We start from the raw sequence: 26191 nt of genomic DNA, 5'->3' as shown, positions 1-26191 counted from the left end.
TGGAGACTGGATATATTGAAAACAGAAGATTTTTATTATGATTTACCTAAAGAACTAATTGCTCAAGTTCCTTTAGAAGATAGAACAAGTTCAAGACTTATGATAGTAAATAGAGAAACAGAAGAGATAAGTAATAAGAAATTTACTGATATTGTGGATGAGCTAAACCCCGGGGATTGCTTAGTATTAAATGACACCAAGGTAATTCCTGCTCGATTATTTGGACATAGGCCAGAAAAAGCAGAAAAAATAGAAGTGCTATTGCTAAAACGCACATCAAACAATACATGGGAATGTTTAGTAAAACCAGGGAAAAAAATGAAAGAAAACACTTTAATCGAATTTGGTGATATTTTAAAAGGAAGAGTTCAGCAAATAACCGATGATGGAATTCGAGTAATTGAATTTTTCTATAAAGGGGTTTTCGAAGAGGTGCTAGATGAACTCGGAGAAATGCCACTGCCTCCATATATCACACATAAGTTAAAAGAAAAAGAAAGGTATCAAACAGTCTACTCAAAGAATGTTGGTTCAGCTGCAGCTCCAACTGCAGGATTGCATTTTGATAATGCACTTTTAAAAGATATTGAGAATAAAGGTGTAAATATTGCATATTTAACTCTTCACGTTGGCCTCGGCACATTTAGACCAGTTAAAGTTCAAAATGTTGAAGAACATAAAATGCATTCTGAGTATTATGAGATAAACGAAGAATGTGCTAAAAAAATAAATGAATCTAAAGCAAATGGTGGAAAGATTGTATCTGTGGGGACAACATCTTTGAGAACATTAGAAACAGTAGCCGATGATAGTGGATATGTCAAGGCACAATCAGGATGGACTGATATATTTATTTATCCTGGCTATAAATTTAAGATTGTTGATGAACTGATTACTAATTTTCACTTACCAGAATCTACATTATTGATGCTGATTTGTGCATTTGCAAATAAGGATTTAATTATGAGAGCATATCAGGTTGCAATAGAAGAAAAATATAGATTTTTTAGTTTTGGAGATGCAATGTTCATCAAATAGGAGGGGAAAATGTCTATAAGGTTTGAGTTATTAAAAGAATCTAAAGAATGTATGGCTAGACTAGGCAAACTGGAAACACCTCATGGAATTATTGAAACGCCAATATTTATGCCAGTAGGAACTAGAGCAACTGTAAAAGCTATGACGCCAGATGAATTAAAATATTTAGGTGCGCAGATAATATTATCAAACACATATCACTTATACCTAAGACCTGGCCACAAATTAATTGAAAAAGCTGGTGGATTGCATAAATTTATGAATTGGGATAGACCAATATTAACAGATAGCGGTGGTTTTCAGGTTTTTAGTTTAACTGATTTGAGAAGAATTCATGAAGAAGGTGTGGAGTTCAGATCACATATAGATGGATCAAAGCATTTTATTAGTCCCGAGATATCAATTGATATACAAAATTCACTAGGCTCTGACATAATGATGTGCTTTGATGAATGTGTTGCATATCCTTCTGAATACGAGTACACTAAAGAATCCATGGAAAGGACAACAAGATGGGCTAAGCGATGCAAAGACCACCATCATAATTGGGATTCACAAGGTCTTTTTGGTATAGTCCAGGGAGGAGTATTTAAAGACTTAAGGAAGGAGAGCGCACAAAGTCTAGTAGATATGGATTTTAGTGGATATGCTGTGGGAGGATTAAGTGTTGGAGAGCCTATGGATATAATGTGCGATATTCTTGAATATACAACTCCATTCTTGCCCAAAGACAAGCCAAGATATTTGATGGGTGTAGGAAGCCCTGATTTTCTTTTCGAAGCGGTGGAAAGAGGAATCGACATGGCAGATTGTGTATTACCTACTAGAATTGCAAGAAATGGTACTGCTATGACTAGTAAAGGAAGAATTATTATTAAAAATGCTAAGTATGCAGATGATTTTACTCCATTAGATCCAGAATGTGATTGTTATACTTGTAAAAATTATTCTAGAGCATATATAAGACATCTATTTAATGTTAATGAAATACTGGGATTGAGATTGACAACAATTCATAATTTGTATTTTCTTTTGAATTTAATGAAAGATATAAGACAATCTATTAAAGATGATAATTTCTATGAATTTAAAAAATTTTTTTATAAAAATTATGGTTACACTAAAGAATAGTAGAGCTTTTTTAACTTTTATTGTATAATATATATGAAAAGGAGTGATAAAGTGGAAGCATTGCAAGCATTAATATTACCGATAGCGTTTCTAGCAGTTTTTTATTTTTTAGCTATCAGACCTCAGAAGAAAAAAGAAAAAGAAGTTAAAGAGATGAGGGATAGTTTAAAAATTGGTGATGAGATTGTAACAATTGGAGGTTTATACGGAAAGGTAGTTAAAGTCAAAGACGACTATGTTACATTAGAAGTAGGACCTTCAAAAACTAAAATGGATTTTGCAAAATGGGCAATAGGATCTGTTGTTAAGTCCAGACCAGTAAATGATTCTTCTTCAAAACAAGCAGAAGTAAAAAATGAAGAAGTGAATGAAGTAAAAGAAGATAATTAATCTAAAAGAAAACTTCCAATGGGAGTTTTCTTTTTCGAGGATTTATCTTTAAGTGTTTAATCAAATGTGATATAATCATTTTACTTAAATCAAACAAGGAGGAAAATACTATGGAATACATAAAGACATTAACTAATAAAAATTTAAAGGAAAGTTTAGCATATGGTGGTTGTGGTGAATGCCAAACTTCTTGTCAATCAGCATGCAAAACATCATGCACTGTAGGTAATCAAAAATGCGAAAATAAGAAGGTAAATAAAAAGTAGTGGAAAGCCACTACTTTTTATTTAATGAATGAGGTGTTAGTATGAGTAAAGGCAATATTCATAAATTTTATTTAAATGAAAAATATATTGTATTAGATATTAATAGTGGATCTGTACATGTAGTTGATAAGATCGTTTATGATATATTAGACTATTATTTAGATCATGAAATTGATGAAATAATTGATATATTAGCTAATGAATATCCTAGAGATATGATATTAAATGCTTATAAAGAAATAGAGTTGCTAGAAAATGAAGATTTGATTTTTTCTAATGATTTAAACACAAACTTTGAATATAATAAAGAAAATGTCATAAAGGCAATGTGTCTACATGTTGCTCATGACTGTAATTTAAAGTGTAGGTATTGTTTTGCATCTCAAGGAAATTTCAAAGGTCAAAGGCAACTAATGGATTTGGAAACTGGTATGAGGGCATTGGATTTTTTAGTTGAAAACTCAGGTAATAGAAAAAATTTAGAAGTTGACTTTTTTGGTGGAGAGCCTTTAATGAACTTTGACGTAGTTAAAGATTTGGTAGCCTATGGGAGAAAATTAGAGAAAAAGTCAAACAAACATTTTAGGTTTACTATAACGACAAATGCGCTATTACTTAATGATGAGAACATGAATTTCATTAATGAAAACATGGATAATGTTGTTTTGAGTCTAGATGGAAGAAAATCTGTTAATGATTATATGAGAATGACATTAAATGATGGTGGTAGCTACGATGTAATTGTACCAAAGATAAAAGAAATGATAGAACGTAGAAAAGACAAAGATTATTATGTAAGGGGTACTTTTACATCTAAGAACCTTGATTTTTCAAAAGATTGCTTAGAATACTATAAAAATGGATTTAAGAATATCTCAATCGAACCCGTTGTTACTGATCCTAAAGAAGATTACGCAATTAGGGAAGAGCATATTGAGACTATTTTAAAAGAATATGAAGAGTTCTCTAGAGAATACATGGAGTTAAGAAAGAATGATCCTGAATTTTTGTTTTTTCATTTTATGATTGACTTGAATCAAGGACCATGTGCGGTTAAAAAATCAGTTGGGTGCGGTGCGGGAAGCGAGTACATAGCTGTAACCCCAGAAGGAGATATTTTCCCTTGCCATCAATTTGTAGGAGAAGAAGAATTCAAGCTAGGAACTTTACAAACAGGCATTACTAATACAAAATTAAGAGATAAGTTTAAGCAGGCAAATGTAAATACTAAAGAAAAATGTAAAACATGTTGGGCAAAGTTTTATTGTAGCGGTGGCTGCCATGCAAATGCATATTATTCTAATAATAATATTTTAGAACCTCATGAATTAAGCTGCAGAATGGAAAAGAAAAGGCTTGAATGTGCAATATCAATTTTGGCTAACGAGTAGAGATGGAGGATAAAATGAAAAAAAGTCTAATAATTTTGATAAGTATAGTGCTGATTATTATTTTACTTTCATGCATCGCTGTATTTGGATTAAATATAGGTAATATTTCAATAAACAATGTTAAAGACTCTTTAGAATTGGGGCTTGATTTAAATGGTGGAATATATGTAGTACTAGAAGCTCAAACTGATAAAAAAGGTGAAGAACTTAACAAGCTTATGGAGCAAACAAAGTCAATTATTATGCAAAGAGTAGACGGGCTTGGTGTGTCTGAACCTAATATTATGATAGAAGGTAATAATCGAATTAGAATTGAGCTAGCAGGGATAAAAGACCCACAGCAAGCTATAGATTTAATAGGGAAAACTGCTCAACTTGAATTTCTTAATCCAAATAAGGAAGTTGTACTGACAGGCAAAAATATTGTAGATGCTAAAGTTGTTTATAAAAATGATCAATTAGGAGGAAATAAACCAGTAGTTTCTATTGAGATGGATGATGAAGGGACTAAAATATTCTATGATTTAACTAAAGAGTTATCTACTAGATCTACTCGAACTGATAAAATTGTTTACATCGTTTTGGATGGGAAGGTAATATCTGCACCTGCAGTAGCTGAGCCAATTGACAATGGGAAACCAATCATAGATGGGGATTTTACATTTGAGGAAGCAAACAATTTGGCAACACTGATAAGAGCAGGTGCATTACCATTGACAATGAAAGAACTTCAAACATCAATAATTGGACCTTCCCTTGGGTTAGAAGCATTTGAAAAGAGTATTTTTGCAGCAGGTATAGCATTGTTAATAATTTTTCTAATTATGATTGTTATATACAAGCTACCAGGCTTTGTTGCATCTCTAGGGCTAGTATTATATACACTAATTGTTTTATATTTTATGGTTTTAATCCATGCTAAATTTACATTACCTGGGATTGCCGGACTTGTTTTATCAATAGGAATGGCTGTTGATGCCAATGTTATTATATTTGAAAGAATAAAAGAAGAAATAAAATCAGGAAAAACGATAAGAGTATCAGTTATGGCAGGATTTAATAGAGCACTAAGGTCAATCTTGGATTCAAATATAACAACCTTGATTGCTGGAATTGTCTTATATTTCTTTGGTTTAGGTCCTATTAAGGGATTTGGCGTAACATTAATTATCGGTATTGTTGCATCAATGATAACAGCAGTTTTATTTACTAAATATGTTTTAAAGCTTATTGTAGATATTACCGGCAATAAAAATCCTTGGTTATATGGCGTGAAGGAGGTATAGTTAGCATGGATGTACTAAAATATAAAAAGATAGCATATTCAATATCAATTGCAATAATTTTAGTTGGTATTGGAATGTTTTTTACCAGAGGTTTTAATCTCGGAATAGATTTTACTGGGGGTACAATAATTACTCTCAACCTAAATCAATATACTTCTACTGAAGATGTAAAACAAACAATCAATAAGTATGACGAAAATGCATCAATAATTCATGAAGGAGAAAATAAAGATACTATAATTATTAAGAGCAACAAAGATTTAAGCAATAATGATATTAATTCCTTGATAAATGACTTTAGAAGCCAATACGGATTAAGCGATAACAGCTATCAAACTGAGAAATTCGGTCCGAGCATGGGAAGTGAAATATTCAAAAGAGCTATTATTTCGATATTGGTAGCAATAATTTGCATGCTAATCTATATATCCATTAGATTTCAATTTAATTTTGGAGTGGCAGCTATTATAGCTTTAATACATGATTGCTTAATAATGACATCACTTTATTTGATATTAAATATACCGGTAAATAGTGCATTTATTGCTGCTATTTTGACAATTTTAGGATATTCTATTAATGACACAATAGTAATATTTGATAGAATAAGGGAAGAGCTGCACTTAAACAAAAAGATGAAACTAGATGCTCTTGTGAATAAAAGTATTAAAGCTACTCTGAGAAGGACTTTATATACAACACTAACAACTTTAGTTGCTGTACTAAGCCTTTATATTTTTGGTGTGGATGCAGTAAAAGAATTAGCTTTGCCACTGATTTTCGGCATGATAGCAGGGACTTATTCGACTTTATTTATTGCAAGTCCTATATGGTATAAAATGGAAGTGAAAGCTAGATCTAATTAATGGAGGTGTTATTATGCAAAAAAGTTTAATTATCACATTAATTTTGTCAATAGTAGTGATTATATTTGCCATTAATAATAACGCAATTGTAACTATCGATTTGATTTTTACACAAATTGAGATTTCTGAAGCAATAGTAATATTTGTTTGTGTATTATTAGGGGTAGCAATTACTTCGATTTTTAGTTGGTTTAGAGAAATGAAATTGAAAAAGGTTATAAAACAGCAAAATTCAAAAATTGATGATTTAAATAAGAATATTGAAAGTCTTGAAAGAACTGTAACTGAAAAAGAAGAACAGATAAAACTATTGTATTTAAAAGATGAGAATAACAGTAATTAATATGAGACTAGTTTTTATAAGGAATAAATGTTAGAATTTAGATAATATTATCTAAATTCTTTTTTTGGAGTGAAAAGATTGGAAAAGTGGTATATAAGGAATAAAAAGGGAAATGTTGAGAAGATATCAAATAAGTTTAATATATCTAAAATTCTCGCTAAGCTTTTAATAAATCGAGATATAATTGATGATGACATCATATATAAATTTTTATATCCTAATATAGAATATCAGTATGATGAAGAATTAATGAGTGATTTTAAAATAGCTATAAATTTAATCAAAGTAAAAATATCTCAAAACAAAAAAATTAGAATAATTGGTGATTATGATGTTGATGGAATCACTTCGGTATATATACTGTATGATTGCTTGAAAAAAATTGGTGCAGATGTTGATTATTATATACCTCATAGAATAAATGATGGATACGGTATTAACAAGAACATTGTTCTCGAGGCAAAAGCTCAAGGTGTGGATACAATTATTACTTGCGATAATGGAATTTCTCAACTTGAGGCATTAGAAATTGCTAAAAACATGGACATGACTTATATAATTACTGATCATCATGATATAGCTAGTGATAAAAATAATAGTGACAACACAATATTTAATTTAGCTGATGCTGTAATAAATCCTCATAAATATTCATGCAAATATCCGAATAAAAGCATTTGCGGAGCTGGTATAGCTTATAAAATAGCAAGAAATCTACAAAAAATATATAATATACCAAATTACAATACTAATTATATTGAATTTGTCGCACTTGCGACCATTTGTGACGTTGTGGATATAAGAGGTGAAAATAGAGTTTTTGTTGCTGAAGGATTAAATAGATTAAAAAATACAGCTAATAATGGATTAAAAACACTATTGGTAAAAGTGGGTTTAATGGATAAGAAAATAAGCACATATCATATTGGTTTTATTATTGGTCCAATACTAAACGCATCTGGAAGACTTGAAAGCGCACTACTAGCTTTAGAGTTATTTACAACTGATGAAGCTGATAAAATAGATGAAATATCAGAAAAACTGATTAGTTTAAATCAAGAGAGAAAAGAAATGACAGAGACTGGGGCCAATAGCGTTTTTGAGATAATTGAAAATAATTACATGGACGACAAAGTGCTTGTTGTTTATGAACCTAATATACATGAAAGTATTGCTGGTATTGTAGCGGGTAGGGTTAAAGAAAAATATAATAAGCCCACAATAATTCTAACTAAATCGAAGAATAGTGTAAAGGGATCTGCTCGCTCAATAGATGAATATAATATATACAATGAATTATATAAATGTAAAGATATTCTTCTTAATTTCGGCGGACATCCTATGGCAGCAGGACTTTCCTTGGAAAAATCATATATTGAAGATCTAAGGCACAAGCTAAATAGTTTATCTGAATTAACACAAGAAGATATAATGAATAAAATTTACATCGATATGCCGTTGCCATTAAGTACCATTGACGAAAGATTAATTAAAGAAATTGAGCTATTAGAACCTTTCGGTACAGGCAATCCTAAACCTCTGTTTGGGGCTAAAAACATTGACATTCTAAAACTTAATGTTTTAGGTAAGAATGAGAATGTATTAAAATTTGTAGCTGAATGTAATGGAAAAATTTACAACAACCTAATACTGTTCCAAAAATTAGATGAATTTTCAAATGGATTGAAATTATTTTATAAAGATAACACATTAGAAAAAATATTGTTAGGGAAAGAAAATAGTTGTAAAATAGATATAATATACTATCCAGAATTAAATGTATATAATGGAATAGCACAGCTACAATTGATAATCAAAAATTATAGATTTATTTGAAACCTATGAAAAGGTGATATTATGTTAGAAAATTTATTATTAAAAATTGAACAATACAATCCACAAGCTGATTTGGAGTTGATAATAAGAGCATATAATTTTGCTGAAGCTGCTCATCAAGGGCAAGTAAGAAATTCTGGGGAAAAGTATTTTATCCATCCATTTCAGGTAGCTATGATACTTGCTGATTTGAACATGGACACAGCCACGATAGCCGCTGGATTATTACATGATGTCATAGAAGATACAGATTATACCTATGATGATATAAAGGAAGAATTTGGTGAAGAAGTTGCAGATTTAGTTGAAGGAGTAACTAAACTTAAAAAACTCGAATATAAGACCAAGCAAGAAAATCAAGCTGAGAATCTAAGAAAAATGGTCATTGCAATGGCAAAGGATATAAGAGTAATAATTATTAAACTTGCAGATAGACTTCACAACATGCGAACATTAGAATATATGACTGAAAAAAAGAAAAAAGAAAAAGCCTTAGAAACTCTTGAAATTTATGCCCCTATAGCTCATAGATTAGGTATGTCAAAACTCAAATGGGAATTAGAGGATCTGTCATTAAGGTATCTGGATCCAGAAAATTACTATGACCTCGTTGATAAAGTATCAAAGAAGAGAAGAGAAAGAGAAGCTTATATTGAAGAAGTAATTGATGTTTTGTATGAAAAACTAAATGAAGTAAATATTAAGTGTGAAATAAGTGGGAGGCCAAAAAACTTTTATAGCATTTATAAAAAGATGATGTACCAAGGTAAGGCTTTCGAAGAGATATATGATTTAACAGCAATAAGAATATTAGTTGACACAGTTAAAGATTGTTATGGGGCACTTGGTATAGTTCATACGCTTTGGAAGCCATTGCCAGGTAGATTTAAGGATTATATAGCTATGCCAAAACCTAATATGTACCAATCCCTTCATACAACTGTAATTGGTTATAAAGGCGAAATATTTGAAGTTCAAATACGAACTTACGAAATGCATAGGACAGCTGAATATGGTATAGCAGCTCACTGGAAGTATAAAGAAGGTTATAGCAAAAGTTCAAATTTTGATGAAAAATTGACATGGCTTAGACAGTTGCTTGAGTGGCAAACAGATTTGAGTGATCCAAAAGATTTTATGGATACATTGAAGATTGATTTCTTCACGGATGAAGTGTTTGTATTTACTCCAAAAGGTGATGTAATCAATTTACCTGAAGGGTCAACGCCAATTGATTTTGCTTATAGAGTCCACACAGATGTTGGGAATAAATGTGTTGGCGCAAAAGTAGACAACAGAATAGTACCACTTAATTACAAATTGCAAAATGGGAACATAGTAGAGATAATAACTAGTCCAAACAGTGCTGGTCCAAGTAGGGACTGGCTAAATATAGTCAAGAGTACTCAAGCAAAAAACAAAATAAAACAATATTTTAAGTATAAGGAAAGAGATACTAATATTGAAAAAGGCAAAGAAATGTTAGAAAAGGAAGTAAAGAGGCTCGGCTATAAACCGCAGGAAGTACTAAAAGAAGATTGGCTAAAATCTGTCGCTAACAAGATGAGTATAGTTTCGGTTGAAGATCTCTACGCATCTATAGGTTATGGTAACATTACAGTAAATCAAGTGATAAATAAATTAAAAGATCAGCATGGCGATATTTTTAAGCCAAATGAAATGGATTTAATTGAGCAAAAAATACAAAAAACTGAAAATAAATCAAAAAAGAAATCTAGTCAAGGGGTAAAACTTGAAGGTGTAGATAATATAAAAATTAAATTTGCAAAATGCTGCAATCCACTGCCTGGAGATGACATAATAGGGTTCATCACTAAGGGAAGAGGCGTTTCTATACATCGTACTGACTGTCCAAATTTAAAATCAATAATGAATGAAAAAGAAAGATTAATAGATGTGTATTGGGATACTGAAAGGTCGACTTCTTATCAAGCAGAAATAAAAGTAAAAGCTAGTGACCGAGAAGGATTGTTAGCAGATATTACTACAAAGTTAAATGAATTAGACGCTGGTTTATTATCTCTAAATGCTAAAAAATCTAAAGATAAGACAGTTGCTATCCGAATTGTACTCGAAATAAAAAATAAGGACGAATTAAATGAGCTAATTAAAAAACTCAAGAGAATTAAAAATGTTCAAGAAGTATACAGAGTAACAGCATAGGAGGTTGAATTTTGAGAGCAGTAGTGCAAAAAGTTAAAGATGCAAGAGTTATAGTTGATAATATGACAGTGGGTAAAATTGATTATGGTCTATTAGTATACATCGCTATAACTCATAGTGACACTGAAAAAGATTTAGATTACATGATTGATAAAATAAAAGGATTAAGAATATTTGAAGACGAAGCAGGTAAAATGAATTTATCTGTTGAAGATATAGCAGGAGAAATTTTAGTGGTTTCACAATTTACTTTGTATGGAGATGTTAGAAAGGGTAAAAGACCTAGTTTTATCCAATCTGCTCCTTTTGAACTAGGAAAAGAAATCTATGATAAATTTATTAAAAAACTAAAACAAAGTGGTATTAATGTACAAACTGGTATTTATGGAGCAGACATGGTAGTCGAATATAAGAATGAAGGGCCAGTTACAATTTTGATAGATAGCACAAAATTATTTTAAGAGGTGATTAAATGAATGTAATAACATTGCAAACTGGAATATATGGAGTGAACACATATATAGTTTATGATGACATTAGTAAAGAATGCTTAATAGTTGATCCAAGTTCAGATAGCGATATTATAATAAATAAAATAAATAGCAAGAATTTATTACCCAAATATATAGTTTTAACTCATGCACATGGTGATCACATTGGTGCTGTGAAAGAACTGAAAGAGAAATTTAATATACCTGTTTTAGTGCACGAAGATGATTATCAAATGTTGATGGATCCAGGCTTAAATTTATCTAAATCAATGTCTTATGGTCCAATATCTATAAAAGCAGATAAAGTCTTAAAAGATAACGATATTATCTGGTTAGGCGATAAAAATTTGAGGGTAATTCATACTCCTGGACACACTAGAGGAGGAATATGTTTATTTTTTGATAAATATTTAATTTCAGGAGATACATTGTTTAAAAGTTCGATTGGAAGAACAGACTTATATGGTGGGAATTATGATGATATCATAAACAGTTTAATTAATAAAATTTCAATTTTACCTGATGATACAGTTGTTTTGCCAGGTCATGGACCATCTACTACGATTAAAGACGAAAAAGTAAAAAATCCATATATTAAAAAACACATAAATAATTAACAATCAAGCAATAGGAGAAAAAATGATAAGTATTTTTTGTAAAGATAATGATATTAATTATATAGAATTGTATGAATTAGTTAAATCTTTCTATCCACTTGAGGAAATACAGTGTATTAATAGTGTAAATGAGTTAAATAATTATAGCTATTTAATTAAAATTACATTAAATGGCAACATATTTTGTGCAAGTGCTTTTGCTAATGGGGAATTAAAAGAAAGAAAATGCATAGATATTTCAGAGACAAAAATATATAGGGATGCAAATACTACTAAAAAAATTACAGCAAAAAGAGCATTATACGCACTATTAAACACTTTAACACATATTGATTTGCCATGGGGCATATTGACAGGCATAAAACCTGTTAAAATACCATCATATTTATTGCAGTTAGGGATAAATAAAGAATCCATAGAAGATATACTGACAAATCAATATTATATATCTAAACCAAAAGCTAAGATGGCATTGGATATAGCTATTTCACAACAAAGCATAATCAACGAAATAAAAGCTAATAATTATAGTCTTTATATTCATATTCCTTTTTGTACTTCAAGATGCAGTTATTGTTCCTTTCCATCTTTGCCACTTGATAGACATGAGAATATAATTAATGATTACACAGATAAATTAATAGAAGAGATTAAAGCAGTGAATGATTCTATGAAAGGCTGGGAGTCAAATACAATATACATTGGGGGAGGTACACCCACAAGCCTTCCAATAGAATTAATAGAAAAAATTCTATACAATGTGAAAAAACTCTATCCGAATATAAAAGAACTAACTGTTGAAGCTGGTAGACCAGATACCATTGATTATGAGAAATTGTCAATTTTGTATAAATACGGAGTAGATAGGATAAGCATTAACCCTCAAACGATGAATGACAGAACTTTAAAGATGATTTCAAGAAATCATTCGTCTGATGACATAATAAGAACTTATATTGAAGCTAAAGAAGTAGGAATAAAAACTGTTAACATGGACCTGATAATTGGATTGCCAGGTGAAAATCTTGAAGATGTTAAAGCTACTTTGGAAAAGATAAAGCCATTAAATCCTGATAACCTTACAGTTCATACTTTATCATATAAGAAAGGTTCAGCACTTAAAAACAATAATGAATACTATTTGACAACTTCAAACATGATCGAAAACATGCAAAATGAATGCATAAAATTTGCAACTGCTAATTCATTAGTGCCATATTATTTGTACAGGCAAAAAATGATGGTGGGAAATTTAGAGAATATAGGTTTCTCAAGAGAACATAATCCATGTATATATAATATTTCCATGATGGAAGAAAAGGAAACTATTATTGGTTGTGGAATGGGTGCAACAACTAAAATATATAACAAGCAAAATGATAGCATAAAAAGAATTGCAAATCCAAAAGACATGAATTTATATTTTGAGAGATTTTACGAAACTATATCTAATAAACTAGATGCTTTAAAATGATGTGATTTAATATTAGTATGTTGTTGACAGCATTGCAAAGATAAATTATAATTAAAATAATTAAATATTATTCGTAGAATAGGAATAGTAATTTGAATAAGGTTTCAGAGAGCCGATGTATGATGAGAATCGGTACCTACATCTTATGAAGACACCTATGAGAAAGTAGTTAACTACTCGCATATTGCGTTATTAGATTAAGTGAGGTAACCTAATTAGGGTGGCACCGCGAGAAAATCTCTCGTCCCTGAATATTCAGAGATGAGAGTTTTTATTTTGTAAAGGAGGATAATTATGGAGTCAATGGGTAATTTGAGAAGAACTCATATGTGTGGTAAATTATCTTTGTCGAACATCGATGAAGATGTAGTTTTAATGGGTTGGGTTCAAAGAGAAAGAAATCTTGGAGGTATACATTTTGTAGATTTAAGAGATATAACTGGAATAGTACAGATCGTATTTGATGAATTTGCACCTATTGAAGCATTAGAGAAAGCTGAGCTATTACGTCCAGAATTTGTAATAGCTATTAGAGGGACAGTGAGAAAGAGAGAATCAATAAATCCAAATATACCAACTGGAGAAATTGAAGTATTAGCTAAGGATTTGAAAATTCTTGATACAGCTTCTACCCCACCAATCTATATTAAAGATGATGATAATGTAAGTGAAACAATGAGGCTAAAATACAGATACCTCGATTTAAGAAAACCTTCAATGCAAAATAATTTAATAACTAGAGCGAAATTAGCAAAAGAAGTAAGGGATTTTCTGTATGAGTATAATTTTATTGAGATAGAAACTCCAATGTTGACTAAACCAACACCTGAGGGTGCAAGGGATTATCTAGTGCCAAGTAGAGTAAATCCTGGTAAATTTTATGCTCTTCCTCAATCTCCACAACTTATGAAACAATTACTAATGGTATCTGGTTTTGACAGATATTATCAAATAGTTAAGTGCTTTAGAGATGAAGATTTAAGAGCAAACAGGCAGCCAGAATTTACTCAAATTGATATGGAAATGAGTTTTGTCGACATTGACGATGTTATCGAGGTAAATGAATTATTACTAAAACGAATATTTAAGAAATTTAAAAATGTAGATATTGAATTACCAATTAAGCGAATGACTTATAAAGAATCTATGGAGAGATTCGGAGTGGATAAACCCGATTTGAGATTTGGCTTTGAAATTGTTGATATTACAGATAAAGTTAGGAATAGCAATTTTAAAGTATTTTCAGATGCAATTAAAAATGGTGGAAAAGTCAAAGGGATAAATGTAAATGGCTATTCAGATAAATTTACTAGAAAAGATATTCAAAATTTAGAAGAATATTGTAAAACATACAATGCAAAAGGTTTAGCTTGGATAAAAGTTACTGAGGAAGGAGTTACTTCACCAATATCTAAATTCCTTTCTAATGAAGAATTGGATGAAGCACTAAAGAGCTTTAATGCTCGAGTCGGAGATTTAATATTAATAGTTGCTGATAAAGAATCAGTAGTATATGATAGTCTTGGGAACTTAAGAAATGAAGTCGCTAAGAAACTAAACATAATTAATGAAAATGAGTTCTCTTTAGTGTGGATAGTAGAATTCCCTCTATTTGAGTATAGTGAAGAAGAAAATCGATATGTTGCGAAACATCATCCATTTACTCATCCTATGGATGAAGATATAGATTTACTTGAAACTCAACCTGAAAAAGTTCGAGCAAAAGCATATGATATAGTAATAAATGGCGATGAAATAGGCGGAGGCAGCATAAGAATTAATAATGCTGATTTGCAAAAGCGAATGTTTAAAGCCTTAGGATTTTCTGAAGAAGAAGCTTATGACAAATTTGGGTTTTTAATTGATGCATTTAAATATGGGACACCACCACACGGAGGTATAGCATATGGATTTGATCGATTAACTATGCTTTTTACTGACAGCGATAATATAAGGGATGTTATTGCATTTCCCAAAACTCAATCAGCCACTTGCCTACTTACCAACGCTCCTTCAACAGTATCTAATAAGCAATTAGAAGAGGCGCACATTAGAGTTGATGTCAAGAATGAGTAACCCATTTGAAAGAACAATAAGTATGATTGGAGATCATAATTTCAAGAAAATTCAAGATAGCAATGTAATCATATTTGGAATTGGAGGCGTAGGTTCTTATTCTGCAGAATCTTTAGTAAGAGCTGGATTGGGAAACATAACACTTGTTGATTATGATATAATAGATATAACTAATATAAATAGACAAGTACATGCTACAACTAAAACTATAGGTTTACCAAAAGTATCAGTTATGAAAGATAGACTTTTAGAAATAAATCCTAGTTTGAATATTGAGATTTACCAAGATAAAGTTAGTGCTGATAATATAGATTTTTTCGAACTGAATAAATACAATTACATCATAGATGCAATAGATATGATTTCATCAAAAATTTGTTTAATAGAAAAAGCTAAAACACTCGGCATTAATATAATTAGTGCTATGGGTGCTGGCAATAAGTTAGACCCAACTAGATTTAAGGTAGATGATATTTTCAATACTAAAGTATGTCCATTGGCAAAAACAATGAGACAGGAACTTAAAAAGAAAAACATCGATGAATTAAAAGTTGTATATTCTGATGAGATGCCACTTAAAGTAAATCTTGGAGATAATGACAAAAGAAAGGCAATACCAGGAAGTATGTCATATGTTCCTCCAGTAGTAGGCATGATAATCACTTCAGAAGTAATAAAGGATATAATGAATAGCTAATTCTTGTGTAGGAGGTAATAAAATGGAAGAAATAGCTGTAGTCACCAAAAAGCTAGATAATGGAATGGTTGAATTAGAAGTTCAGAGAAATGCTGCTTGTGGAGATTGTAAAGCATGTGGAAATTCTTCAGAATCGAGTAAGCATATTGTTATTTTAAAAGACACTATTAATGCACAACCTGGAGATAAAGTATTGTTAAGCACTGAAAGCAAGAACATACTAAAATATACTTTAATTGTATATGCAATACCTTTTGCATTTCTAATAATAGGCATGATTTTAGGTTATTATGTTGCATTAACTTACAATTTGTATGATGCCGATATATTTAGCTTTATCTTAGGCATGTTCTTTTTAGGCGTTTCTTATTTAATATTAAAACTTATAGATAATAAATATTTTAAGAACAATGATAACATATTAAAAATAAGCAAAAAAATCTAGGAGGTAATCTTTTGTCTGATAAAGATGCGGTGATTCTTCGATTAAAGAAAGTAGAAGGTCAAATTAAGGGAATTCAAAAAATGGTTGAAGATGGCAAATACTGTGGCGATATACTAATTCAAATATCAGCAGCAAGAAGTGCTTTAAATAATGTAAGTGGTATAATACTTGAGAACTATTTAAAGAACTGCTTAAACCAAGATCAATCAACTTCACCAGAAGAGATTGCAAAATTAATCGATGTTATGCTCAAATATACAAAACAAAATTGATTTTAAGCCATATGGCTAATAAATATAATTTTGTGAAAGGAGAATAAAATGAATTTTGAGAATTTAAAAAAATCTGATCCAGAAGTAATGAGTATTATCGAGGAGGAAATAAACAGGCAAAATAAGCATATCGAATTGATTGCTTCTGAGAATTTTGTGTCTAGTGCTGTACTAGAAGCGATGGGAAGTCAATTGACGAATAAATATGCTGAAGGTTATCCAAGCAAGAGATATTATGGCGGATGTGAAGTTGTTGATAAAGTAGAAGTATTAGCCATAGAAAGAATGAAAAAGCTTTTTAACGCAGATCATGCTAATGTTCAACCACATTCAGGCTCAAATGCAAATTTAGGGGTATATTTTGCTTTGTTAAAACCTGGCGATAAGGTGTTGGGTATGAATTTATCGCAAGGTGGTCATTTAACACATGGTAGCCCGGTAAATATATCAGGTGTCTATTTTAACTTTGCAGCATATGGAGTAGATAAGAATACTGAAAGAATAGACTATGATGAAGTTAGAGAAATAGCTATCAAAGAAAAACCAAAATTAATCGTTGCTGGAGCAAGTGCATATCCTAGAGAAATTGACTTCAAGAAATTTAAAGAAATTGCGGATGAAGTTGGGGCGTATTTAATGGTTGATATGGCTCACATTGCTGGTTTAGTAGCAGCAGGATTACATCAAAACCCAGTACCATATGCTGATTTTGTAACTACTACAACACATAAAACTTTAAGAGGCCCAAGAGCAGGCGCAATTTTATGCAAAGCTGAATACGCTAAATTAATTGATAAAGCAATTTTCCCTGGTATACAAGGTGGGCCACTAATGCATGTTATAGCCGCTAAAGCTGTTGCGTTTGGAGAAGCTTTACAAGATGATTTCAAAGATTATCAAAAACAGGTAGTTAAAAATGCTAAAGCATTAGCAGAAGCACTTATTGAGAAAAATTATAGATTGGTTTCTGGCGGGACAGATAACCATTTAATCTTAATAGATGTAAGAAATAAGAACTTAAATGGTAAAGTAGCCGAAAAAATGCTAAATGATATTGGTATTGCTACAAACAAAAATACAATACCATTTGATCCTGAAAGTCCTTTTATAACTAGTGGTATTAGGATCGGCACAGCTGCAATGACAACTCGAGGTATGAAAGAAACAGAAATGTATGAAATTGCAGAACTGATTAGCGATACTTTAGAGAATAAATCTGATCCAGAAAAGATCAAAAATAGAGTTTATGATCTTTGCGATAGGTTCCCTTTGTATAGATAAAAATTGCCTACATTTAATGTAGGCTTACATATTTTAAATAAATTTTGAGTGGTGTATATGGAAATAATTAACAATAAACTTAATAATGTAATAATTGAAGTAAATGACAATAGTATAGCATTTGAGTTAGGAATAGAACCTGGCGATATATTACGTAAAATAAATAATCAAAGCATAAAAGACATAATTGATTATAAGTATTTAACTGCAGATGAGAATATCACTTTAGAAATTTTGAAGCAAAACGGAGATATTTGGGAATTTGAAGTAGAAAAAGATTTTAGCGAAGACTTAGGAATAGTTTTTAGCAACTCATTGATTGACAAGGCTAAGTCGTGCCAAAATAAATGTATTTTCTGTTTTATAGATCAACTTCCTAAAAATCTTAGAGAAACTCTATATTTTAAAGACGATGATTCAAGATTATCTTTCTTACAAGGTAATTATATTACTTTAACTAATATGAATGAGGACGAAATTGATAGGATTATTAAATATCGTTTAAGCCCTATAAATATATCGGTTCACACAACCAATCCTGATTTAAGAGTAAAGATGCTGAGAAATAAGCGCGCGAGTGAAATAATGAACATCCTTAAAAAATTAGCAGATGCTAATATTGAGTTAAACTGTCAAATCGTATTAGTCCCAGGAATTAATGATGGAACAGAGTTAGAAAGGACATTAAAAGATTTAGGAAAACTTTATCCAAGTGTTAACTCAATAGCTTGTGTACCAGTAGGCTTAACTAAGTACAGAGATAATTTAGAGAAAATAGTCCCATTTGATCAAGGAAGTGCGAGAGATGTTTTAAATATAATAAATAAGTATCAAAACACATTCAAAGATATATTTGGAACAAGATTAGTTTTTGCTTCAGATGAATTCTACTGTTTATCTGGCACTGATTTGCCAAGCTATGAATCATATGAAGACTTCCCACAATATGAAAATGGCGTTGGCATGCTTAGATCCTTCTTGACTGAAGTGATTGAAAACATAGATAAATTAGATAATATAAATTATATGAAACAAAAACATGTTGCAATAGCTACTGGTGTTTCAGCATATCCATACATGAAATCAATTTCTGAGATGATAGTAAAAAAGATTGATAAACTAAAAATCGACGTTGTTAAAATTACTAATGATTTTTTTGGGGAAAATATAACAGTCTCTGGACTTATCACAGGAAAAGATCTAATTAATAACATGTCAAAGCAAGAATATAGTAATATTGACTGTTTATTAATTCCAGAAAATATGCTAAGAAAGAATGATGATATATTCTTAGATGATTATAGAATTATTGATGTAAAAAACATTCTTGGGTTTGATGTAATACCAATAGAAATAGATGGAAGCAAATTAATAGATTTTTTTAGAAAGGAGTGTTCGCATGAGTAGACCTGTAGTATGTATTGTAGGCAGACCAAATGTTGGTAAGTCTACATTGTTCAATAAATTAGCTGGACGTAGAATTTCCATAACAGAAGACACCCCAGGAATAACACGTGATAGAATATATGCTGAAGGAGAATGGCTTAACAATTACTATACCATCATTGATACTGGCGGTTTGGACCCTCGAAGTGATGACATTTTTATGAGCAATATAAAAAAACAGGTTCAAGTTGCTATAGATACTGCGGATGTCATACTATTTGTAGTAGACGGATTAGAAGGCATTACACAAACCGATATAGAAATTGGAAATCTGCTTAGAAAATCTGGCAAACCAATCTTATTGGTTGTAAATAAAATTGATACTAAGAAAGAACTAATTCATTTCTACGACTTTTTCGAATTAGGCTTTGAAAATATAAATTATGTATCTGCAGAAGCATCATTAGGAATAGGAGATTTGCTTGACGAAATAGTTAAAAATTTTCCTAAAAATAGTGAACCTATAACATATAAAGATGCAATAAGAGTTGCTTTTATTGGACGCCCAAATTCTGGAAAATCATCTTTGGTAAATTATATACTGGGTGAAGAAAGAAATATAGTTACTGATATCCCAGGAACAACTCGTGATTCGATTGACTCTTATTTTGAATATAATGATAATAAATTCATATTAGTTGATACAGCAGGATTAAGAAAGAAAAAGTACATCGATGAAAAAGTAGAAAGATATTCAGTAATCAGGACACTGACAACAATTGATAGATCAGATGTGTGTGTCTTAGTTATTGATGGTACAGTAGGAGTCACTGAGCAAGACTCAAAAATAGCTGGTTATGCACATGATAATGGAAAAGCTATGATAATTGCAATTAACAAATGGGACATAGTACAAAAAGATGATAAAAGCTATAAGGAGTTTGAAAAGGCAATTAGAGAAACTCTTGGCTTTATTCAATATGCGCCAATATTGTTCATTTCTGCAAAAACAGGGAAAAGAGTCGATAAATTACTTGATACAATTAATTTAGTTTATCTAAATTACACTAAAAGAATCAGCACTGGTAAATTAAACGATATTGTAAATGAAGCTGTTTTGATGAATCAACCACCAAGTGATAAAGGCAAAAGAGGCAAAATTTATTATGCTACACAAGTATCAATAAAACCGCCTAGATTTGTAATTTTTGTGAATAACAAAGAATTAATACATTTTTCGTATGCAAGATATTTGGAAAATCAAATTAGACTAAATTGTGACTTTACTGGAACTCCTATAATACTAGAATTCAGAGAAAAGGATGCGGAAAAATGAAAGTAATATTGATAGCTATTATTGCTTATTTCTTCGGTAGTTTTTCTTCAGCCTATGTAATTGGAAAATTATATAAAGGTATCGACATCAGAGAACACGGAAGTGGAAATGCTGGCGCAACAAACGCTATGAGAGTGTTAGGGAAACCTGCTGGTATTGCAACATTTGTTTTAGACGCTCTAAAAAGTATAGTAAGTGTCATGATTGGGCTACATATTTATGGATATTATGGTGGATTAGTAGCTGCAGTTTTTACTGTAATAGGACATAATTGGCCAATATTTTTTGGATTTAAAGGAGGAAAAGGGATTGTTGCAACAATAACGACAATGGCGATACTTCAATTTAAGTTAACTCTAATAAGTATAATAATAGGCCTAATAGTTGGAGTTGCCACAAAATATGTTTCTTTACTATCTATTACTTTTTTAATTTCAATGGTAGTTTTATCAGCAACAAATTTAGTTCAAATAGATACTTATACTAAATTGGCTATATTATTCTTAAGCTTAATGGGTATCTATAGACATAGAAGTAATATTGTGAGATTAATTAATAAGAAAGAGAATAAACTTGGAGGTAAATCTAGTGAATGATAGTATTTCTATATTAGGCGGAGGAAGCTGGGGATGCGCGTTAGCTAGTATGCTGTCTAAAGAAGGTAAGGATGTAATTTTGTGGGTCAGATCCCATTCTCAATATGAGGAAATGGTAAATGAAAAGACCAATAATAAATATTTACCAGGAGTTAAAATACCTGACACATTAAAAATAACTAATGATTTAGAAGAAGCTATAAATAACCGTGATATTATTACTTTGGCTGTGCCTACAAATAGCGTTCGAGAGCTGCTTAAGACTTTAGAACCAATGATACGTGAAAATCAAATATTTGTTAATTTAGCAAAAGGGATTGAAGAAACAACAGACCTAAGGATTTCGCAAGTATGCAACCAAATATTACCCAAAAATAAGTATTGTGTCATTTCAGGGCCTTCTCATGCAGAAGAAGTGATACGAAATATTCCTACCGCAGTAGTTTGCGCATCAATTGATCCACAAGTATCAGAATACATTCAAAATATCTTTACAACTTCTTCTTTTAGAATTTACACTAATACAGATCTAGTAGGTGTTGAATTAGGAGGCGCATTAAAGAACATAGTAGCATTAGGTGCAGGAATTTCAGATGGAGTTGGATTTGGCGATAATACTAAAGCTGCACTAATGACAAGGGGACTTTATGAAATGGCAAAATTAGGAGTTGCTATGGGTGCAAATCCTGATACTTTTTCAGGCCTAGCAGGAGTAGGCGATTTAATAGTTACTTGCACAAGCATGCATAGTAGAAACAGAAGGGCTGGAATTCTAATAGGTCAAGGATATTCGCTAACTGACGCTACAAACAAAGTGGGTATGGTTGTAGAAGGAGTGAAGACAACAAAAGCTGCATATCACATATCGCAGAATTTAAATATTGAAATGCCAATAACAAATGAAATATATAGTATTCTATATCTTGGAGCAGATGTTAAAAGCTCCTCTGCAAAATTGATGGGAAGAGAAAAGAAATATGAATTAGAAATTTTAGAGTTTTATAAAGACTAATAAAATATAAGATATGAGAAGACTTTGGTATTCTCATATCTTGTATTTTTTATTCTACATTTAATTTGGTCGGAGTGAGAGGATTTGAACCTCCGGCCCCAAGTCCCCCAGACTTGTGCGCTACCAGGCTGCGCCACACCCCGATAAGCTGTATTATAACTAATAAAATTGATTTTGTAAAGAGTTTAAACTTTCAAAAATATATGGTATACTAATTTTATAATTTACAAGGGGGATAAAGGATGTTCGATTTTTTTATTAGCTTGATTATTATGGCAGAAGTAGCAAGTTTATTTGGTTATGTGCTAGTTGTTTTAAAAGAAAAGTATTACATTAAAAAGAATATTATATTGATAGATAATAAGCATATATCGAATGATGAAATAGAGGATGCTGACTTATACGAATTCATTTTAGATGGAACTAAACTTAAAGCTGGTGACGAAGTAACTATACAGACTAAGACAAATGAAAAATACAAAGGTGTAGTTATTGGAGCTATTGCAAAAGAACACTCCATAAAAATCATCACTTATACAAATGAAGTAATAAATTTAAGAATAGATACCATTCGGGAATTTAAAATATTGGGGAAATATGGCAAATTTTTTAACTAGGTGAAGTAATGGAAAAAAAGAGAAAAAAATTAATTATATTTCTATCAATATTAATTTTAACTTTTATTATAATTATAATTATGCCGATACTTTCTTTTTCAGAAATAAATACAATTAAACCAAAAAAATTAATGTATGAAAAAAAACAAAGCTTTAACAGTGTTATAATTAGAGATGAAGTTTTACAATTAGATAGTGAAGCTATATTAAAAATAGATAAATTAGCGCCTGAAGCAAAATTGGTTCCAAAGGGCTCATTGATAGCAACAGTAACAAAGTCTGATGGTCAGAAATATGAAATTTATTCAAATTGCTCTGGTTTTGTTTCTTTTGATATTGATGGATACGAAAATATCGATATTAATGCTATAAAAAGCATGGATGACACAGACTTGAATTATCTTTTTGGCGAACAATCGAGTGAGAATAGAATTGGCATAAAAATTATAGATTCTTATATATGGTATTTAATAGTAGATGTAGATGATAATTTTTATGAGAATTATATAAATGATGATACTGTCAAAATAAAAACAGACAATTCTGTTGATAGATACATAGATACAAGATTAGTTGCTAAATCAAAGACTAAAAATCATAACATTTTAATTTTAGAATCTAGTAACTTCATTCAAGAATTTATAGATGGTAGAAAATTAGAAATAAGCATTATAGAAATCCAAGAACAAGCATATAAAATACCAAATTCAGCACTTACTCAAAAGGATGGTGTAGTTGGCGTTTTCATAAAAGAATATTATGGGGTTATTGGATTTAGACCGATAGAAATTATCGATAGCAATGATGCCTATGTATATGCAAGTATAGGAGATGAAAATGGCAACATATTAATTAAAGACGAGTATAAAAAAACAATAGATGAACACTCTGACATCATACTAGATCCCGATAGTGTCGAGTATGGTAGTATTATTAAATAAGAGGTGATAGTTATTAGCATTAGAGATAATATTTTTAAAATACGAGAAAATATTGATAAATTGTGTTTAGCAACTGGAAGGAAAAACGACGTCAGAATAGTTGCAGTCACAAAATATGTACCAGTCGATAGAATTCACGAGTGCCTAAAGTATGGAATAAACGATATTGGCGAGAGTAAAGTACAAGAATTGCTCAAAAAAAGGGATTGCATTAACCCAAAGCCAAACTACCATTTTATCGGTCATCTGCAGACAAATAAAGTGAAGTATATTTATGATAAAGTTGATCTGATTCAGTCACTAGACCGAATTGATTTAGCAAATGAGTTGGAAAAAAGAGCAAGTATTGCTGATATTACAATAAATCTACTTATACAAATTAACATATCAAAAGAGTCTACTAAATCTGGGATATTTGAAAATGAAGTTTTCGAGTTTATTGAATCTTTACAGAACCACAAGCATTTACAGATTCAGGGGCTTATGACTATAGGTTCAAATACAGATGACAAAGCGATAATTAGATCGGATTTTAGGAAAATGTATAATTTAAGTGAAAAGATTAAGTCAAAACATTATGAAAGAGTAAATATGGATATTCTTTCAATGGGAATGACCAATGATTATTCAATAGCAATCGAAGAAGGCTCGAATATGGTAAGAATAGGTACTGGTATTTTTGGTGAAAGAGAAAAAATGGAGGGTTAAAAATGTCTAATTTTATGGATAAGTTTAAGTATTTTATTGGAATTGATGAATACGAGGAAGAAGAAATAAAAGAATTGGAAGAAGAGAAATATGACATTACACCTGTTAATAAAGCTAAAAGGAATAATACAAAATTGGTTAGTATAAATCAGAATACAAATTTAAAAATAGCTGTTCATGAACCTCTTAGTTATGAAGAAGCACCTAGTATAATAGATGATTTAAAAATGAGGAAAGCAGTTGTTGTAAATTTTGAACAATTAGACTTAAATTTGAAAAGGCAAATTTTTGATTTTATAAACGGGGGACTTTATGCAATAGAAGGTAAAATTCAAAAAGTGACAAAGGATATATTTATTCTAGCGCCCATAAACGTAGAAATTGATGGAATAAAAGATGAACTTAAAAATAGAGGGATATTCCCATGGTAAAATCAGGAGGCATTTATGTATTTATTTTTACAATCACTTGGTAAATTGTTATCTATAATTGAAACTTTAATACTCATAAGAGTATTTCTCAATATTTTCAGAATTAATGAACAAAATAAATTATTAAGAATAATTTATGAACTTACAGAACCGATAATAATTCCAGCAAGATATCTATTGAATGTTTTAGGGTTAAATCGTGGAATGCTTGATTTTTCACCGTGGGTAGCAATTCTTATTATGAGGTTATTATATCAATTGCTAGTAGGAGTATTATTATAGATGAAAGACAAAGAAATCCTAGTTTCAATAAATGATGATAAAGATCTAAAATTAAAAATAAAAAATATAATCGATAAAGCAGAAATAGCTTTAAGAAGATTCACTGTTACCCATTCTAATTTCTTAGATCCTTTCGAACAAAAAATTGTGTATTCCTATATAAAAAAATTTTTTGCAGATATTTTCGTAGAGTTTTATGGAGGATATGACCATAGTGAGAGAAAAATATTGATAATGTCACCCGTTGAGGAAATTAATAATCACAAAAACGAATTTATTAAAACTCTTATGTTTTACGGAAGATTTGACGATATTACCCATAGAGACGTTTTAGGGAGTATTATGGCTTTGGGAATTAAGAGAGAGAAAATTGGAGACATAATAATATATCCAGAAAAAGTTGCGATTATTGTTCTAAGTGAAATAACAGACTATATAATATCAAATCTAATAAAAATTAAAAATGAGACGATTAAGAAATTTGAGTTAGTCGAAAATGATAATTTGGATATACCAGAAAGACATTATGATATTTTAAACAAAGTAGTTAGCTCAATGAGAGCAGATGCTATTATTGGTTCCGTATGCAATATCAGTAGGGAAGAAAGTCAAAATTTGTTTAAACACGGATTAGTAAAAATAAATTGGGAAGTTGTATTAAAACCACACCATATTATTAAAGAAAATGATTTAATATCAATTAAAGGGTACGGCAGATTCATCTTAGTAAATATAAGTGGGAAAACTAAGAGTGGAAAATTACATATAGTTGTCCAAAAAATATAAGTATTGGAGTGA

At 30.5% G+C, this 26191-nt stretch carries 28 protein-coding genes, 1 tRNA gene and 1 other annotated feature; of the genes, 28 read left to right on the top strand and 1 reads right to left on the bottom strand.

The features are described from left to right. The first annotated feature begins 15 nt into the window (after positions 1-15). From queA to BO51_RS05120, 22 genes are all read left to right on the top strand, one after another. On the top strand, positions 16-1038 hold the full coding sequence (gene queA / locus BO51_RS05225) for a tRNA preQ1(34) S-adenosylmethionine ribosyltransferase-isomerase QueA (protein WP_496484643.1): 1023 nt from the start codon (positions 16-18) through the stop codon (positions 1036-1038). Positions 1039-1047: 9 nt separating this feature from the next. Next, positions 1048-2169, top strand: coding sequence for a tRNA guanosine(34) transglycosylase Tgt (tgt, locus tag BO51_RS05220; RefSeq protein ID WP_496484641.1), 1122 nt, complete (start codon positions 1048-1050; stop codon positions 2167-2169). 51 nt (positions 2170-2220) lie between these two features. Then, the gene (gene yajC, locus BO51_RS05215) at positions 2221-2559 is read left to right on the top strand and encodes a preprotein translocase subunit YajC (RefSeq protein ID WP_496484639.1); all 339 of its coding nucleotides are present in this window, start codon (positions 2221-2223) and stop codon (positions 2557-2559) included. A gap of 110 nt (positions 2560-2669) precedes the next feature. Further along, positions 2670-2825 carry a six-cysteine ranthipeptide SCIFF gene (gene scfA / locus BO51_RS05210; protein WP_496484637.1) on the top strand — a complete coding sequence of 52 codons (156 nt, stop codon included), beginning with the start codon at positions 2670-2672 and terminating at the stop codon, positions 2823-2825. 41 nt (positions 2826-2866) lie between these two features. After that, on the top strand, positions 2867-4216 hold the full coding sequence (gene scfB, locus BO51_RS05205; protein WP_496484635.1) for a thioether cross-link-forming SCIFF peptide maturase: 1350 nt from the start codon (positions 2867-2869) through the stop codon (positions 4214-4216). Positions 4217-4230: 14 nt separating this feature from the next. Further along, positions 4231-5502 carry a protein translocase subunit SecD gene (gene secD / locus BO51_RS05200; RefSeq protein WP_496484633.1) on the top strand — a complete coding sequence of 424 codons (1272 nt, stop codon included), beginning with the start codon at positions 4231-4233 and terminating at the stop codon, positions 5500-5502. Between the two features lie 5 nt (positions 5503-5507). Beyond that, positions 5508-6368 carry a protein translocase subunit SecF gene (secF, locus tag BO51_RS05195; protein WP_496484631.1) on the top strand — a complete coding sequence of 287 codons (861 nt, stop codon included), beginning with the start codon at positions 5508-5510 and terminating at the stop codon, positions 6366-6368. Positions 6369-6381: 13 nt separating this feature from the next. After that, positions 6382-6711, top strand: coding sequence for a LapA family protein (locus tag BO51_RS05190; protein WP_496484630.1), 330 nt, complete (start codon positions 6382-6384; stop codon positions 6709-6711). 78 nt (positions 6712-6789) lie between these two features. Beyond that, a complete protein-coding gene (gene recJ, locus BO51_RS05185; protein ID WP_496484629.1) occupies positions 6790-8547 on the top strand; it encodes a single-stranded-DNA-specific exonuclease RecJ in 1758 nt (585 codons plus the stop codon). A gap of 21 nt (positions 8548-8568) precedes the next feature. After that, complete coding sequence (locus BO51_RS05180) at positions 8569-10731, top strand: RelA/SpoT family protein (protein WP_496484628.1); 2163 nt, start codon at positions 8569-8571, stop codon at positions 10729-10731. Between the two features lie 11 nt (positions 10732-10742). After that, complete coding sequence (gene dtd / locus BO51_RS05175) at positions 10743-11192, top strand: D-aminoacyl-tRNA deacylase (RefSeq protein WP_496484627.1); 450 nt, start codon at positions 10743-10745, stop codon at positions 11190-11192. Between the two features lie 11 nt (positions 11193-11203). Continuing rightward, positions 11204-11839 (top strand): MBL fold metallo-hydrolase, encoded by a 636-nt coding sequence (locus tag BO51_RS05170; RefSeq protein ID WP_496484626.1) that lies wholly within the window; start codon positions 11204-11206, stop codon positions 11837-11839. A gap of 22 nt (positions 11840-11861) precedes the next feature. After that, positions 11862-13313 (top strand): coproporphyrinogen dehydrogenase HemZ, encoded by a 1452-nt coding sequence (gene hemZ, locus BO51_RS05165; protein WP_496484625.1) that lies wholly within the window; start codon positions 11862-11864, stop codon positions 13311-13313. 65 nt (positions 13314-13378) lie between these two features. Then, positions 13379-13565: a binding site (T-box leader), on the top strand. A gap of 39 nt (positions 13566-13604) precedes the next feature. Then, the gene (gene aspS / locus BO51_RS05160) at positions 13605-15389 is read left to right on the top strand and encodes an aspartate--tRNA ligase (protein ID WP_496484665.1); all 1785 of its coding nucleotides are present in this window, start codon (positions 13605-13607) and stop codon (positions 15387-15389) included. After that, the gene (locus tag BO51_RS05155; RefSeq protein WP_496484624.1) at positions 15373-16086 is read left to right on the top strand and encodes a tRNA threonylcarbamoyladenosine dehydratase; all 714 of its coding nucleotides are present in this window, start codon (positions 15373-15375) and stop codon (positions 16084-16086) included. The genes aspS and BO51_RS05155 overlap by 17 nt, the downstream gene beginning before the upstream one ends. A 22-nt stretch (positions 16087-16108) precedes the next feature. Beyond that, positions 16109-16531: a SoxR reducing system RseC family protein gene (locus tag BO51_RS05150; protein WP_496484623.1), complete on the top strand. Its 423-nt coding sequence runs from the start codon at positions 16109-16111 to the stop codon at positions 16529-16531. Between the two features lie 11 nt (positions 16532-16542). After that, on the top strand, positions 16543-16803 hold the full coding sequence (locus tag BO51_RS05145) for a metal-sensitive transcriptional regulator (RefSeq protein ID WP_496484621.1): 261 nt from the start codon (positions 16543-16545) through the stop codon (positions 16801-16803). 48 nt (positions 16804-16851) lie between these two features. Next, complete coding sequence (gene glyA, locus BO51_RS05140; RefSeq protein WP_496484620.1) at positions 16852-18084, top strand: serine hydroxymethyltransferase; 1233 nt, start codon at positions 16852-16854, stop codon at positions 18082-18084. A gap of 57 nt (positions 18085-18141) precedes the next feature. Continuing rightward, positions 18142-19491, top strand: coding sequence for a DUF512 domain-containing protein (locus BO51_RS05135; protein WP_496484619.1), 1350 nt, complete (start codon positions 18142-18144; stop codon positions 19489-19491). Further along, positions 19484-20806, top strand: a complete 1323-nt coding sequence (gene der, locus BO51_RS05130) for a ribosome biogenesis GTPase Der (protein WP_496484618.1) — start codon at positions 19484-19486, stop codon at positions 20804-20806. The genes BO51_RS05135 and der overlap by 8 nt, the downstream gene beginning before the upstream one ends. Next, positions 20803-21402, top strand: coding sequence for a glycerol-3-phosphate 1-O-acyltransferase PlsY (gene plsY, locus BO51_RS05125; RefSeq protein ID WP_496484617.1), 600 nt, complete (start codon positions 20803-20805; stop codon positions 21400-21402). Before der ends, plsY begins: the two co-directional genes overlap by 4 nt. Next, positions 21395-22414: an NAD(P)H-dependent glycerol-3-phosphate dehydrogenase gene (locus BO51_RS05120; RefSeq protein ID WP_496484615.1), complete on the top strand. Its 1020-nt coding sequence runs from the start codon at positions 21395-21397 to the stop codon at positions 22412-22414. Before plsY ends, BO51_RS05120 begins: the two co-directional genes overlap by 8 nt. Positions 22415-22480: 66 nt before the next feature. On the opposite strand, the gene BO51_RS05115 is transcribed toward BO51_RS05120, so the two are convergent. Further along, positions 22481-22557, bottom strand: a tRNA-Pro gene (locus BO51_RS05115). Between the two features lie 99 nt (positions 22558-22656). Between BO51_RS05115 and BO51_RS05110 the strand changes: the two genes are divergently transcribed. Genes BO51_RS05110 through BO51_RS05085 form a run of 6 tightly spaced genes read left to right on the top strand, consistent with a single transcriptional unit; the run spans position 22657 to position 26179 of the window. Next, positions 22657-23031 (top strand): hypothetical protein, encoded by a 375-nt coding sequence (locus tag BO51_RS05110; RefSeq protein ID WP_496484613.1) that lies wholly within the window; start codon positions 22657-22659, stop codon positions 23029-23031. Positions 23032-23039: 8 nt separating this feature from the next. After that, entirely contained in the window at positions 23040-23972 is a 933-nt protein-coding gene (locus BO51_RS05105; protein WP_496484611.1) for a biotin/lipoyl attachment domain-containing protein, read from the top strand. 3 nt (positions 23973-23975) lie between these two features. Further along, the gene (locus BO51_RS05100; protein ID WP_496484609.1) at positions 23976-24680 is read left to right on the top strand and encodes a YggS family pyridoxal phosphate-dependent enzyme; all 705 of its coding nucleotides are present in this window, start codon (positions 23976-23978) and stop codon (positions 24678-24680) included. A 2-nt stretch (positions 24681-24682) separates the two neighbouring features. Next, positions 24683-25111: a cell division protein SepF gene (locus tag BO51_RS05095; protein WP_496484608.1), complete on the top strand. Its 429-nt coding sequence runs from the start codon at positions 24683-24685 to the stop codon at positions 25109-25111. 15 nt (positions 25112-25126) lie between these two features. After that, a complete protein-coding gene (locus BO51_RS05090) occupies positions 25127-25393 on the top strand; it encodes a YggT family protein (RefSeq protein ID WP_496484606.1) in 267 nt (88 codons plus the stop codon). Next, the gene (locus BO51_RS05085; RefSeq protein WP_496484604.1) at positions 25394-26179 is read left to right on the top strand and encodes a YlmH family RNA-binding protein; all 786 of its coding nucleotides are present in this window, start codon (positions 25394-25396) and stop codon (positions 26177-26179) included. It abuts the gene before it with no gap. The last annotated feature ends 12 nt before the right edge of the window (positions 26180-26191 follow it).

Source organism: Soehngenia saccharolytica DSM 12858 (assembly GCF_059568515.1).
Note: the sequence above shows the minus strand (reverse complement) of the source record. Positions and strands in the feature narration are given on the sequence as shown.